The organism is Vibrio sp. V04_P4A5T148 (assembly GCF_963875605.1).
Classification (GTDB): domain Bacteria; phylum Pseudomonadota; class Gammaproteobacteria; order Enterobacterales; family Vibrionaceae; genus Vibrio; species Vibrio anguillarum.
This window is the reverse complement of the sequence record NZ_CAWNMS010000047.1, coordinates 1-13,972: the sequence shown is the minus strand read 5'-3', so window position 1 is coordinate 13,972 and position 13,972 is coordinate 1. Positions and strand designations below refer to the sequence as shown.

The following is a 13,972-nucleotide window of genomic DNA, read 5'->3' as shown; positions in this document are numbered from 1 at the left end:
GATTGCGAATGCAAAAGTGAACAAACTTAGTGACTACGGTCACGTTAATGAATATTTGCTCGGAACTAAATTAATATTTCGTTCGCTTGCATCTTTAATGTGATTTTAATCACTTAAACGTTTGCTTTAGTATTGTTTTATGCAAATCGATAAACCAACATTTTTAGTTAGTGATCGTTTTGTAATCTTCAACGTATTTATTGACGGGCATGATGAAGAGTGATGAATGATGAAGAAATTGATGCTGTTTCCTTTAGCTTCAATCGTTTTACCAGAAGGGAAAATGAAGCTACGGATCTTTGAATCAAGGTATAAGAGGATGGTCACTCAATCCAGCCAGTCTGACTCTACATTTGGGATTTGTTTGATTGATAATAAAAAAGGCAATAAAGCAAATCAGTTATCTAAATTTGGGATGTTGGTTAAGATTGTTGATTTTGAAGCGCTCGACAATGGGATGTTAGGATTAACCGTGATGGGAATGGAGCGCTTTAAAATAGAGTCAGTAGTGAGCGAATTTGATGGCCTGCGAGTTGCTCAGGTCACGTCATTGCCCAGTTGGCCAGTAAGAGATTTAGAACCTCACGAATGGTATTTAAGCCACCAGCTACAAGCGGTTTATCAACAATTCCCTCAGCTTGGCGAGCTCTATTCGCACTGTTTTTTTGATGATGCCAGTTGGGTGGCGCAGCGATGGCTAGAACTGCTCCCTATCTCGATTCAACAATTTGATGATTTAATGAGGCAGGATGACGCGCACAGTGCGGTTGACTTTTTATTGCAGGTAATCGAAGTCTCACACTAACCTTGAAAGCGTGCAGTAAACTTAAACGAGAGGTCGCTCTGTAGTAGTGGCTTTGTATAAAAAAGAATACGACGAGTGATCGATGTATGCATTACTCACGTATAAAGGTTTATGGCTACTGTATGCCAATAACAACGGTTACTCCTAAAGGAAGAGCGCAGCATGAGCAGTGATTCTCAGCATAGTGTGTCGCTAAGCCCAAGCTACACCAAGCAAGACTGGGCTGAATGCATGGAACGTGTCAAGCAACATGATAAGCAGGCGTTTGCCTTAGTGTTTCGTTATTTCTCTCCTCGCTTACAACAGTTTGCGTTTAAGCATGTAGGCAGTGAGCAAGTGGCGTTAGAAATGGTGCAAGAAACCATGACCACGGTGTGGCAGAAATCTCACCTATTCGATAACCGAAAAAGTTCGCTTTCGACGTGGGTTTACACGATTGCACGCAATTTGTGTTTTGATCTCCTGCGTAAGCAGCGCGGACGAGAGTTACATGTTTATGCCGATGATATTTGGCCAACTGACTACTGCCCACCTGATTTGGTTGAACATTATTGTCCTGAACATGACATGTTAAAAGAGCAAATATTAAAGTTTGTGGCGTTGTTGCCTGAAGCTCAGCAAGCCATCGTGAAGGCGGTGTATCTTGAAGAACTGCCCCAGCAGCAGGTTGCGGAGATGTTCAATATTCCTCTCGGTACTGTCAAATCGCGTTTACGACTAGCCGTTGAAAAACTTAGACATTCTATTCAAGCGGAGCAATTATGAGCCACCATCCAAGCAACGAAGTACTGCAGCAGTATGCCAATGGTTCAATTGATGCGGCGCATGGCATTATGATTGCCACTCACCTTGAACTCTGTACTCAGTGTCGTCAACAGGTTCAATACTTAGAAACTCGGGCCGCCGAAGCATTGCTGAGCCAATCGTTGCCGCAACAAAGAATGGCCGTTTCTAATGATGATCATTTAAACCAGATGTTTGAAACGATCACAGTACTGGATACTCTACACCCATCGACCTTGCGTAAGCCTGAGCCGATAGAAATTAAAGTCAATGATCGCGTTGTGATGCTGCCTAGTACGCTGAGCCAACTGATTCGCTTCAAAGGCGAGTGGCGCAGCTATGGTGGTAAAGTTTTTAGTGCCCATCTAGATATTGCTGAAGACTCTCGCATGAACCTGATGTACATCAATCACAACGTGCAGATCCCTCAGCATACACACAAAGGGGTTGAGTCGACCTTGGTGCTCCATGGTGGCTTCAGTGATGAAGATGGGCATTATCAAGTGGGTGATTTCATTCAAAGAGATGCGAGTATTAAACACAGCCCTTTTACCAAAGTGGATGAAGATTGTTTATGCTTAACGGTGCTAACTGAGCCGATGCTGTTTACGCAAGGTGTTGCGAGAGTGTTTAACTTATTTGGTAAAGGTCTCTATCCGTAGTCTATAGCGGGCACATCAAATTAAAAAAGGTCGTATTGTACGACCTTTTTTTCATCTAACGCTTATCAATGCCTTGCTTGGCAATATCATCGATGTCTCTCTGCCGAGCTTTTTGCAGTAAATCAGCAAAATAATGGCGCAGTGAGTAGAGCATGATAAGGCTTGGTACTACCATCAGTGCGGTAATAATAAAGAACAGTGACCAATTATTGAGATAGTCGACCAGCTCTCCGCTAAAAGAGGCCAACGTGGTGCGGCCAAAGTTTCCTAGAGAAGCCAATAGCGCATATTGCGTTGCTGAAAATGCCTGCCCTGTTAACACAGTAAGAAACGAAACAAAGGCCACGGTGGAAAACGCAGTGGTAAAGTTATCGACAATTATGGTCGCCAAGAACAGGTGCTCATTAGGGCCAACTTGAGCGATCCACGAAAACATCAAATTACTGGCAGACATCGCGATGCCACCAATCATCAAGCCGCGAACAATACCAAATCGCACGTTAAACATACTGCCAATCAAAGTGAAGAATAGAGTTGCTCCCCAACCAATTAACTTCGAGTAGTGACCAATTTGTTCGTTGCTAAAGCCAATTTCTTTGTAAAATGGAATCGACATTCGGCCAAGAAAAGCTTCGCCAATCTTGAATAAAAAGACAAACAACAGCAGGGTTAGTGCTACTTGCGCGCCATTGCGTTTGAAGAAATCGAGAAATGGTTCGATTACGGTAACGGTGAACCACGCGACGACTTTCGAACCAACAACCTGATTGTGTCGCAGCTCCGCTTGATGTTGTAGCGCTTCGCGATGTGTTTTTGGTTCGCCCACCAAGAGCGTGAAAAGCATTAACAGCCCGACACATAGTGCCATGCCATAATAAACGGCATTCCAACCGATACTATCGGCGTTTACAAAAGCGAGATAGCCCGGCAGAGAATATCCAGTCCACCACCCCATGATGGCCATGGCGGAGGCTTGTGGCAGCTTATTGGCTTGTGATTTGGGGAAAGTATCGATACGAAAAGCATCAATCGCGATATCTTGAGTGGCAGAAGCGATCGCAATGCCCAAGGCAAGCATTGAGGTAAACATCAAATTTTGGGCTGGATTGACACCCGCAATTAGCAGCGTACAGATCAAAATGATCGATTGGCACAAAAATACCCAACTGCGGCGTTGACCTAATAATGGCGTCAAAATGGGTAATTTGACGCGATCCACCAATGGGGCCCATAGAAAATTAATCGCGTAAACTGCGAAGACACTGCCAAAATAACCAATTGCAGCGGTGGTTAAGCCTGCATCTTTTAGCCATCCTGACATATTTGAACCAATCAAAACCCACGGGAAACCGCTCGAACACCCCATCATAAATACCCACAATAGGCGTTTATCAAGATAGCTACGGATAGTTTCCATCCAAGTGAGAGAGGAGGAGGTTGATGGCATACAGCGAATCCTTGTCAGTAAAGCAGCTTAGGTCGAAAGGCGACCCAATAAAATCAAACGCCGATAAATCGGCGTTGGTATGGTTATTGTTCTAGTGTGACATTCGTAATAACGATTGGTTCGATGGGGACGTCTTGCATTCGCCCTTTCGTGCTGGTCGGCTGTTGAGCCATTTTTTGCACAACATCAAACCCTTGCGTGACTTTACCAAAGACGGCATAACCCGGTGGGCGAGCGTTGTAGTTGAGAAAATCATTATCGACCAAGTTAATAAAGAATTGGCGAGTAGCCGAGTTAGGATCATTGGTACGGGCCATTGCGATCGTCGCGGTGTCATTGGTCAACCCATTGCTCGCTTCATTTTTGATGGGAGCGTAAGTGGTGAGTTGTTTTAAATCCGCATCAAATCCGCCGCCTTGTGCCATAAACCCTGGGATAACGCGGTGGAACTGGCTGCCAACATAACTGCCATCTTCAACATATTTTACGAAGTTTGCGACAGTCGTTGGCGCTTTCTCTGTATTAAGTTCAACAGTAAATGACCCTAAGTTCGTCTCAATTAGGACGTTGGGCGCCGAAAACGCAGTGCAACTGACGAGCGCTAATGTCGTAACGAGAGAACGTAACATTAAAAGCGCTCCTGTAAATAACCATTAAGTTCGCTGTCATTGGCAATTTCTTTAAGTACCAAGTTCATGACATCGTTGAGTACCATTTCAATCTCATCATTTGAAGCGCTGAGTGTACCGGAACGTTTTGCCGTTCCGTTGAACGTTTTCACCAATTTGCCTTTTGGTGTTTCCGCGGTGATTTCAAGCGTGACACTGCCATCCATTTCATTCGACATGACGCTGTGTTTTACCGTCACTAGTGCTTCTGCAATTTCAACGGTGACATTGTTTTCGCTGTTCACTGTTAAGCGATAGCCTTGAGAGCTAAATTGCTCCGCCAACGCATTCTCAACCGCAATACGAACATTTTGTTTGGCATGAATTGGCTCAATATTAGAGCGGCCACTATCCACTAAAGCCACATATTGCGCCGATCGAACATCTTTGCTAACCAGAGTAAAGGCTTTATTGTTGACGACCGTATTTTTGCTGGTCGTTGCAGTAGGCATAAAGTTGATTTGCTGTTGCTGAGGTGCGGCACAAGCGGTGAGTAATGCGATTGAGGCTGCGAGAACCAGTTTTTTCATGGTCATTTCCTTTCTTATCCTTGCCTATTTAGTTGCTTGTAAGATAACAAATTTATGGTTGGTCGCGACAGTTTTTACCTGCCCTTGGCCAAATAATCTTGCTAGTTTTACATCGTAGCCGAGGTGGCGATTGCCGATCACTAATAATCGTCCCCCTTTTTTAAGAACATGCTTTGCATCACAGAACATCTGCCAAGCAATGTGATCCGTGATAGCTTGTTGTTGATGGAATGGTGGGTTGCACAATACTAAACAGCTACTTTCTTGTTGAAAACCATCTAAGCAGTTATTCGCAATGCATTGAATATTGCGATCTTCTCCTAAATTCTCCAGCAAATTTAGCTTTGCAGACTCGACGGCCATCAAGCTTTCATCAACGCAGGTCATTCGTACTTGAGGATTGAGTTGGCCCATCTTGATTGATAACACCCCGTTGCCGCATCCAAGGTCGATGATGTGCTGTAACTTAGGATCTTGTGGAAGATGCTGTAGAAAAAAGCGTGCGCCGAGATCCAATCCCTCACCTGAGTAGACATTCGGCAGATTTTTTAGACGGATGGATTCGCTTTCTACGGCCCATTCAGTTATGGGTTCTACCGTTTCAATCGGTGATACGTTCGGTGCTGAAAAAACGAGGCGGTGTTTTTTCCATGCAAGAGAAGTGCTTGTTGAACCTAAATACTTTTCAAATAAGTTTAAGGTTGATGTGTGGATCTCTTTCGCTTTGTTGACCGCTATCACAGGGCAATCTTGGGCAAGGGACTGACGGAGTTGGCTTAATTGCCAAACCAAGTGGCGATTGCTCTTGGGCAATTGAAAAAGCACCAGATCGACCGATTCAGGGATGGCATCCATTGTTGAGAGCAATTGCACGTTGCGGCACTGATTGCGCTGAAGATTGTTTAACGTACCTTGTTGCGAAATAAAAGAGTCGCTCATCATGGTGACGTGGTGCTTATCTGCAAACCAACACGATAGAGCGCCAAAGTGATCGTTTAAAATAAGGATGCGTTTGCCTATTGCTAAATTCAACGCTTCAATATGATTAATCACATATTCATCGCCCGCATCCCAAGCTTGTAATGTTTCGTTTGAACGATGTGGGAAACGGTGCAAGCTCAACGTTCGATCATGCAGTGCCAACTCTGTTTTCATAATTTTTTATAGGTCGTAGTGAGAATTACGGATGCATTGTCTCAAATGGCGTAGAAACAAGGAACCAAAACCTTTCGCTATTCTATAAGGCTAGTTAAACTTAAATCTCTTTACACTCGTATATGTTCTCATGCTCTCATTTGAGGAAGAAAGGCAACGGTATGATCCAACCCATAATCGAACAAAAATTGCATCAAGCATTTCACCCTGATTATTTGAAAGTCGAAAATGAAAGCTACATGCACAATGTGCCTTCAGGATCGGAAAGCCATTTTAAAGTCATTGTGGTGAGTGACAGTTTTGAAGGAATGCGTTTGATTGGCCGTCACCGACAGGTTAACCAAGTGTTGGCAGAAGAGTTAGCGAACCACATTCATGCACTCTCGATTCATACCTACACACCACAAGAGTGGCAGGCGCAAATTAGTGGCGTACCTGATAGTCCTATGTGTATGGGCGGTGGAAAATAACTCGTTCAGAACCGTCTGAATATGCCGTTCTCTTGTTCTGTTTTTGAGCGGAATGTTAACAGTATTTAAACAAATTGACGAGATGAACAAGTTGAGAGAAATTGTTTTAGGTAGTGAATAAAAATAAATACTCATAAGGGGTAAGGAATAGGTTATTTGTGCGATGCTTCAAAGTTATGACTATTCGCTAGCCTTTATGATTCAAATCCTTCCAAATAAAACGACTTATCAGAGGATTGGTCATGGCATCAGGTTCCGAAAAAATGCTAGACTATTGCACCTAATGGATCTCATACCATACTTGTGATGAGGTTATTAAAAGGATGTTGCGGTTCTGGCGTTTTAAACAAGCCAAAATCGGACACAGAAATGTCGTGTCTAAGGCTGGTTTAACTTTCATTTGGCCTCTTATCAAGAACGACCATGAAAGATATACAAGCCTTGAACTTACGCAATTAAAAGAATCTTTTTCCCGATAAAATAGTGCAAGTGCGTATGATTACAATAAAAAGGGGTTTGGACCTTCCTATTGCAGGAACTCCTTCCCAGGTGATTAATGATGGTAAGACCATCACTAAAGTCGCCTTGCTTGGCGAAGAGTACGTTGGCATGCGTCCTACCATGCATGTTCGCGTAGGCGATGAAGTAAAGAAAGCTCAAATTCTTTTTGAAGATAAAAAGAATCCGGGTGTTAAATTTACTTCACCAGCAAGCGGTAAGGTTATCGAAGTCAATCGTGGCGCCAAACGTGTCCTACAATCCGTAGTGATTGAAGTGGCAGGTGATGAGCAAATCACGTTCGATAGCTTTGAAGCTAGCCAACTAGCAAGTATTGACCGTCAAACGGTTAAAACTCAGTTAGTTGAGTCTGGTCTTTGGACTGCGTTGCGTACTCGTCCGTTTAGCAAGGTTCCAGCAATTGAGTCTTCAACTCAGGCTATTTTTGTGACAGCAATGGATACCAATCCATTAGCGGCAAAACCTGAGACGATCATTAATGAGCAATCTGAAGCATTCGTCGCTGGTCTCGATATCCTTTCAACTCTGACTGAGGGCAAGGTTTACGTCTGTAAATCTGGTACTAGCTTACCACGCTCTTCACAGCCAAACGTTGAAGAACATGTGTTTGATGGCCCACACCCTGCAGGTCTTGTAGGGACTCACATGCATTTCCTCTATCCAGTAAATGCAGTCAATGTGGCGTGGAGCATCAATTACCAAGACGTGATTGCGTTTGGTCAATTGTTCTTAACCGGTGAGCTATACACACAACGAGTGGTGTCGCTTGCAGGACCCGTAGTCAACAAACCTCGTCTTGTCCGTACTCAGATTGGTGCTAGCCTCGAAGAGTTAACGGATAACGAATTGATGCCAGGCGAAGTTCGTGTCATCTCTGGTTCTGTACTTTCTGGTGTGAAAGCGGCGGGGCCTGTAGCTTATCTTGGTCGTTACCACCTCCAAGTATCGGTTCTGCGTGAAGGTCGTGACAAAGATTTTCTTGGTTGGGCAATGCCTGGCAAGAACAAATTTTCAGTCACTCGCTCTTTCCTTGGTCATCTATTCACAGGTCAGTTGTTCAACATGACAACCACAACCAATGGTAGTGATCGTGCGATGGTACCTATTGGTAACTATGAAAAAGTGTTGCCACTAGATATGGAACCAACGCTCCTACTTCGTGACCTATGTGCAGGTGACATCGATAGCGCTCAACGTCTCGGTGCCCTTGAACTGGACGAAGAAGATCTCGCATTGTGTACCTTTGTATGTCCTGGTAAATACGAATATGGTCAGCTACTTCGTGAGTGCCTAGACAAGATTGAGAAGGAAGGGTAATTTTCATGGGCCTTAAAAAGTTTCTTGAAGACATCGAGCATCATTTTGAACCTGGCGGCAAACATGAAAAATGGTTTGCCTTGTATGAAGCAGCCGCAACGCTTTTTTATACGCCTGGTTTAGTTACAAAACGAAGCTCACACGTTCGTGATAGCGTTGACCTCAAACGCATCATGATCATGGTTTGGCTAGCGGTATTCCCAGCGATGTTCTGGGGTATGTATAACGTTGGTCACCAATCGATTACTGCACTTAACCATCTGTATTCTGGCGCTGAATTGGCGACAGTCATCAGTGGTAACTGGCACTATTGGCTAACTGAAATGCTTGGCGGTACATTAAGTACGCAAGCCGGTTGGGCAAGTATGATGCTGCTTGGTGCGACTTACTTCCTACCTATCTACGCCACGGTATTCTTGGTCGGTGGTTTTTGGGAAGTGCTGTTTTGTATGGTGCGTAAGCATGAAGTTAACGAAGGTTTCTTTGTAACTTCAATTTTGTTTGCTCTGATTGTTCCACCCACACTGCCTTTATGGCAAGCCGCTTTAGGGATTACCTTTGGCGTGGTTGTTGCCAAAGAAATCTTTGGTGGTACCGGGCGTAACTTCCTAAACCCAGCATTAGCCGGTCGTGCTTTTCTATTCTTCGCCTACCCAGCACAGATCTCTGGTGACGTTGTTTGGACAGCTGCAGATGGTTTTTCTGGTGCAACGGCGCTAAGCCAATGGGCTCAAGGTGGTAACGGTGCTCTGATCAATAAGGTCACTGGCGAAGCCATTACTTGGATGGACGCATTTGTTGGTAACATTCCTGGCTCTATCGGTGAAGTATCGACGTTAGCACTGGCGATTGGCGCGGCATTTATTGTCTACATGGGCATTGCTTCATGGCGCATTATTGCGGGTGTTATGGTAGGTATGATTGCCATATCAACGCTGTTCAATGTTATTGGTTCAGACACAAATGCAATGTTTAATATGCCTTGGCATTGGCACCTAGTACTTGGTGGCTTTGCGTTTGGTATGTTCTTCATGGCAACCGACCCAGTATCGGCTTCATTTACTAACAAAGGTAAATGGGCATACGGTATTTTGATTGGTGCAATGTGTGTGATGATTCGTGTGGTTAACCCAGCTTACCCAGAAGGTATGATGCTGGCGATCTTATTTGCGAACCTATTTGCACCTTTGTTTGACCATATTGTGATTGAGAAGAACATCAAGCGGAGACTAGCACGCTATGGCAAGTAATAACGATAGCATTAAAAAAACGCTGTTTGTTGTTATCGCATTGAGCTTAGTGTGCTCAATCATCGTATCGACAGCAGCGGTTGGCCTGCGTGACAAGCAAAAAGTTAACGCAGTACTTGATAAGCAAAGCAAGATTGTTGAAGTTGCAGGCATTAACGAGTCTGGTAGCGTGCCAGAGCTTTTTGCTAAATACATTGAACCTCGTTTGATTGATTTTAAAACCGGGAACTTTGTTGATGGCGATGCAACGGCCTATGATCAACGCAAAGCTTCTAAAGACCCAGCTCAATCTATCAAGCTAACAGCGGAACAAGATAAAGCGAAGATTATTCGTCGTGCCAATACTGGGGTTGTTTACCTAGTGAAAAGTGGCGACGAGATTTCTAAAGTGATTGTTCCCGTTCACGGTAATGGTTTGTGGTCAATGATGTACGCATTTGTGGCTGTAGAAACCGATGGTAATACCGTTTCCGGCATTACTTACTACGAACAAGGTGAAACTCCGGGATTGGGTGGTGAAGTTGAAAACCCATCATGGCGAGCTCAATTTGTTGGCAAGAAATTGTTTGATGACAACCACCAACCTGCAATTAAAGTTGTGAAAGGTGGCGCTCCTGCCGGATCTGAGCATGGCGTTGATGGACTTTCTGGCGCAACACTAACCAGTAACGGTGTTCAACACACTTTCGACTTCTGGTTAGGTGATATGGGCTTTGGTCCATTCCTAGCAAAAGTTCGTGACGGAGGTTTGAACTAATGTCTAGCGCAAAAGAGATTAAAAAGAGCATTCTAGCGCCAGTGTTGGATAACAACCCAATCGCACTTCAAGTGCTTGGTGTCTGTTCTGCCCTTGCGGTAACCACTAAGTTGGAAACGGCGTTTGTTATGACGCTAGCCGTTATGTTTGTAACGGCTTTCTCTAACTTATTCGTTTCGTTAATTCGTCACCACATACCTAACAGTGTGCGTATCATCGTTCAGATGGCGATCATTGCTTCATTGGTTATTGTTGTTGACCAGATCCTACGTGCTTACTTATACGATATCTCGAAACAGCTATCGGTGTTCGTAGGGTTGATCATTACTAACTGTATCGTAATGGGCCGTGCTGAAGCATTTGCAATGAAGTCGGCACCGATTCCTTCCTTTATCGATGGTATCGGTAATGGTCTGGGTTATGGTTTTGTATTGATCACTGTTGGTTTCTTCCGCGAACTTCTTGGTTCAGGCAAGCTATTTGGAATGGAAGTTCTACCTCTTGTGAAAGATGGTGGCTGGTATCAACCTAACGGTTTGATGCTGCTAGCACCTTCGGCATTCTTCCTAATTGGCTTCATGATTTGGGCGATTCGCACGTTCAAACCTGAACAACTAGAAGCGAAGGAGTAAGGGCGTTATGGAACATTATATCAGTTTGCTTGTTCGATCGATTTTTATCGAAAACATGGCACTCTCTTTCTTCTTGGGTATGTGTACATTTCTTGCTGTATCTAAGAAAGTAAAGACATCGTTTGGTTTAGGGATTGCGGTTACTGTTGTTCTGACCATTTCAGTACCAGTGAATAACTTGGTTTATAACTTGTTACTTAAACCGGGTGCATTGGGTGAAAATATTGATCTTACATTTCTAAATTTCATTACCTTTATCGGTGTTATTGCCGCATTGGTACAGATCTTAGAGATGATATTGGATCGTTTTTTCCCACCTTTGTATAACGCGCTGGGCATTTTCTTACCTTTAATCACAGTGAACTGCGCCATTTTTGGTGGTGTATCTTTCATGGTTCAGCGTGATTATAACTTTGCTGAATCCGTCGTTTACGGTTTCGGTTCGGGTGTGGGTTGGATGTTAGCGATTGTCGCTCTTGCCGGTATCCGTGAGAAAATGAAATATTCAGATGTACCTCCGGGTTTACGTGGTTTAGGGATTACCTTCATCACGGCGGGTCTAATGGCGTTAGGCTTTATGTCTTTCTCTGGTGTTCAACTGTAAGTCGGGTAAACCGCAACAATTAAGGAATAGTCAATGGACATTATTCTTGGTGTAGTGATGTTTACCCTGATTGTTCTAGCACTCGTTTTGGTAATTCTATTTGCTAAATCTAAGCTAGTTCCAACAGGCGACATTACAATTTCAATTAACGGTGATGCAGATAAGTCTATTGTGACTAATCCAGGTGGTAAGCTACTGAGCGTACTTGCAGGTTCTGGTGTCTTTGTATCATCGGCGTGTGGTGGTGGCGGCTCTTGTGGTCAATGCCGTGTAAAAGTGAAATCTGGCGGTGGTGATATTCTTCCTACTGAACTTGATCACATTACTAAAGGTGAAGCTCGTGAGGGTGAACGTTTAGCGTGTCAAGTGGCTGTGAAAACAGACATGGATATTGAACTTCCTGAAGAAATTTTTGGTGTTAAAAAGTGGGAATGTACCGTTATCTCTAACGACAACAAAGCCACCTTCATTAAAGAGCTTAAACTTCAGATCCCTGATGGCGAGTCAGTACCTTTCCGTGCTGGTGGTTACATTCAGATCGAAGCGCCAGCACACCACATCAAATATTCAGATTTTGACGTGCCAGAAGAGTATCGTGGCGATTGGGACAAATTTAACCTGTTCCGCTACGAGTCAAAAGTTGATGAAGACATTATTCGTGCTTACTCAATGGCGAATTACCCTGAAGAGTTCGGTATTATTATGCTAAACGTGCGTATTGCTACGCCGCCGCCTAATAATCCCAATGTGCCACCGGGTCAGATGTCTTCTTACATTTGGTCACTGAAAGAAGGTGATAAATGTACTATTTCTGGTCCATTTGGTGAGTTCTTTGCCAAAGATACGGATGCAGAAATGGTCTTTATCGGTGGTGGTGCGGGCATGGCTCCAATGCGCTCACACATCTTCGATCAGCTTAAGCGTTTAAAATCTACCCGTAAGATGTCTTATTGGTATGGTGCGCGCTCTAAGCGTGAGATGTTCTACGTTGAAGATTTTGACGGCCTTGCAGCTGAAAACTCGAATTTCGTATGGCACTGTGCGCTTTCTGATCCAATGCCTGAAGATAACTGGGATGGATACACAGGTTTCATCCACAATGTATTGTATGAAAACTATCTGAAAGACCATGAAGCGCCTGAAGATTGTGAATACTACATGTGTGGTCCACCGATGATGAATGCGGCTGTGATTGGCATGCTGAAAAACCTTGGTGTAGAAGATGAGAACATCCTTCTTGATGACTTCGGTGGTTAATTCACTGAAGTAAGTAAAACCCATGGCTGGCTCTGATGAGTCAGCCATTGTTTTTTTAGTTTTAGTTTTAGTTTTAGTTTTGCCTTGTGGCTTTGAATTCCAACTCAGTTAACATAGAAAATAGGTGTAGGAATTTCTTTTCTATAACCACTTCTTTTCTATATTCACTTTCATTTTTAGGAGTAAACAAGTGAAAAAATGGCTTGTTGCGTTAGCTTCTCTATTCATCTTGGCGGGTTGTGAAAAATCGGTTGAGCAAGTTCATCTCAGTGGCCCTACTATGGGCACGACTTACAATATTAAGTACCTGAAAGCTGAAGGTATCCCTAGCTCGGAGGCTCTCCAAAAGGAAGTTGATCGGTTATTGGAAGAAGTGAACGATCAAATGTCGACCTATCGTAAAGATTCTGAGCTCAGCCGTTTTAATCAATATCAAGGAACGGAACCTTTTACGGTTTCTTCTCAAACCGCAACCGTGGTGAAAGAAGCGCTGCGTCTTAACGGTCTTACTTTAGGTGCATTGGATGTCACTGTTGGTCCTTTGGTTAACCTATGGGGTTTTGGCCCTGAAGCTCGTCCTGATGTGGTGCCAAGCGATGCTGAATTGGCTGAGCGTAAAACCAACATAGGCATTGAGCATCTTAGCGCAACCGATACTACGTTAAGTAAAGATCTTCCTAATCTCTATGTGGACCTTTCAACTATTGCGAAAGGATGGGGAGTCGACGTGGTTGCTGACTACATTCAATCACAAGGCATTGCCAATTACATGGTTGAAGTCGGTGGTGAGATGCGCTTAAAAGGCGTAAATCGAGAAGGCGTAGCTTGGCGAATCGCCATAGAAAAACCGACAGTTGATGAACGTACCGCTCAAGAGATCATTGAACCTGGAGATCTGGCAATTGCCACTTCAGGTGATTACCGCAATTATTTTGAGCAAGATGGTGTGCGTTATTCTCACATTATCAATCCAATCACTGGAAAACCCATCCATAATAAAGTGGTATCAGTTACCGTTTTGGATGCATCTTCAATGACGGCTGATGGCCTAGCGACTGGATTAATGGTACTAGGAGAGACGAAAGGTATTGAGGTTGCAGAGCAATACAATATTCC

15 protein-coding genes are annotated in these 13,972 nt (G+C 43.9%); 11 read left to right on the top strand and 4 right to left on the bottom strand.

Going from position 1 to position 13,972, the window contains the following annotated elements; genetic code table 11:
* Positions 1–229: 229 nt before the first annotated feature.
* From AACT18_RS09900 to AACT18_RS09890, 3 genes are all read left to right on the top strand, one after another.
* On the top strand, positions 230–805 hold the full coding sequence (locus AACT18_RS09900) for an LON peptidase substrate-binding domain-containing protein (RefSeq protein WP_026029151.1): 576 nt from the start codon (positions 230–232) through the stop codon (positions 803–805).
* A 162-nt stretch (positions 806–967) separates the two neighbouring features.
* Positions 968–1,570 carry an RNA polymerase sigma factor gene (locus AACT18_RS09895; protein WP_094125781.1) on the top strand — a complete coding sequence of 201 codons (603 nt, stop codon included), beginning with the start codon at positions 968–970 and terminating at the stop codon, positions 1,568–1,570.
* The gene (locus AACT18_RS09890; RefSeq protein WP_094125780.1) at positions 1,567–2,250 is read left to right on the top strand and encodes a ChrR family anti-sigma-E factor; all 684 of its coding nucleotides are present in this window, start codon (positions 1,567–1,569) and stop codon (positions 2,248–2,250) included. Before AACT18_RS09895 ends, AACT18_RS09890 begins: the two co-directional genes overlap by 4 nt.
* A 55-nt stretch (positions 2,251–2,305) precedes the next feature.
* On the opposite strand, the gene AACT18_RS09885 is transcribed toward AACT18_RS09890, so the two are convergent.
* The 4 genes from AACT18_RS09885 to AACT18_RS09870 all read right to left on the bottom strand — a co-directional run bounded on the left by AACT18_RS09885 (position 2,306) and on the right by AACT18_RS09870 (position 6,050).
* The gene (locus AACT18_RS09885) at positions 2,306–3,697 is read right to left on the bottom strand and encodes an AmpG family muropeptide MFS transporter (protein WP_026029152.1); all 1,392 of its coding nucleotides are present in this window, start codon (positions 3,695–3,697) and stop codon (positions 2,306–2,308) included.
* Between the two features lie 83 nt (positions 3,698–3,780).
* A complete protein-coding gene (locus AACT18_RS09880; protein WP_013856167.1) occupies positions 3,781–4,326 on the bottom strand; it encodes a peptidylprolyl isomerase in 546 nt (181 codons plus the stop codon).
* Positions 4,326–4,895, bottom strand: coding sequence for a YajG family lipoprotein (locus tag AACT18_RS09875; protein WP_026027920.1), 570 nt, complete (start codon positions 4,893–4,895; stop codon positions 4,326–4,328). Before AACT18_RS09875 ends, AACT18_RS09880 begins: the two co-directional genes overlap by 1 nt.
* 24 nt (positions 4,896–4,919) lie before the next feature.
* Complete coding sequence (locus AACT18_RS09870) at positions 4,920–6,050, bottom strand: methyltransferase (protein ID WP_088729113.1); 1,131 nt, start codon at positions 6,048–6,050, stop codon at positions 4,920–4,922.
* 161 nt (positions 6,051–6,211) lie between these two features.
* Between AACT18_RS09870 and AACT18_RS09865 the strand changes: the two genes are divergently transcribed.
* The 8 genes from AACT18_RS09865 to AACT18_RS09830 all read left to right on the top strand — a co-directional run.
* On the top strand, positions 6,212–6,520 hold the full coding sequence (locus tag AACT18_RS09865) for a BolA family protein (protein ID WP_026027643.1): 309 nt from the start codon (positions 6,212–6,214) through the stop codon (positions 6,518–6,520).
* A gap of 495 nt (positions 6,521–7,015) precedes the next feature.
* On the top strand, positions 7,016–8,356 hold the full coding sequence (locus tag AACT18_RS09860; protein WP_026027642.1) for a Na(+)-translocating NADH-quinone reductase subunit A: 1,341 nt from the start codon (positions 7,016–7,018) through the stop codon (positions 8,354–8,356).
* Between the two features lie 5 nt (positions 8,357–8,361).
* A complete protein-coding gene (locus tag AACT18_RS09855) occupies positions 8,362–9,606 on the top strand; it encodes an NADH:ubiquinone reductase (Na(+)-transporting) subunit B (RefSeq protein ID WP_013856172.1) in 1,245 nt (414 codons plus the stop codon).
* Positions 9,596–10,363 carry a Na(+)-translocating NADH-quinone reductase subunit C gene (locus AACT18_RS09850; RefSeq protein ID WP_013856173.1) on the top strand — a complete coding sequence of 256 codons (768 nt, stop codon included), beginning with the start codon at positions 9,596–9,598 and terminating at the stop codon, positions 10,361–10,363. The genes AACT18_RS09855 and AACT18_RS09850 overlap by 11 nt, the downstream gene beginning before the upstream one ends.
* Entirely contained in the window at positions 10,363–10,995 is a 633-nt protein-coding gene (locus AACT18_RS09845) for an NADH:ubiquinone reductase (Na(+)-transporting) subunit D (protein WP_013856174.1), read from the top strand. The genes AACT18_RS09850 and AACT18_RS09845 overlap by 1 nt, the downstream gene beginning before the upstream one ends.
* Positions 10,996–11,002: 7 nt before the next feature.
* Positions 11,003–11,599: an NADH:ubiquinone reductase (Na(+)-transporting) subunit E gene (gene nqrE / locus AACT18_RS09840; RefSeq protein WP_013856175.1), complete on the top strand. Its 597-nt coding sequence runs from the start codon at positions 11,003–11,005 to the stop codon at positions 11,597–11,599.
* Between the two features lie 33 nt (positions 11,600–11,632).
* The gene (gene nqrF, locus AACT18_RS09835; protein WP_013856176.1) at positions 11,633–12,856 is read left to right on the top strand and encodes an NADH:ubiquinone reductase (Na(+)-transporting) subunit F; all 1,224 of its coding nucleotides are present in this window, start codon (positions 11,633–11,635) and stop codon (positions 12,854–12,856) included.
* A 190-nt stretch (positions 12,857–13,046) separates the two neighbouring features.
* Positions 13,047–13,972, top strand: a 926-nt coding sequence (locus AACT18_RS09830; protein ID WP_094146656.1) for an FAD:protein FMN transferase, incomplete at its 3' end; no start/stop codon positions are given.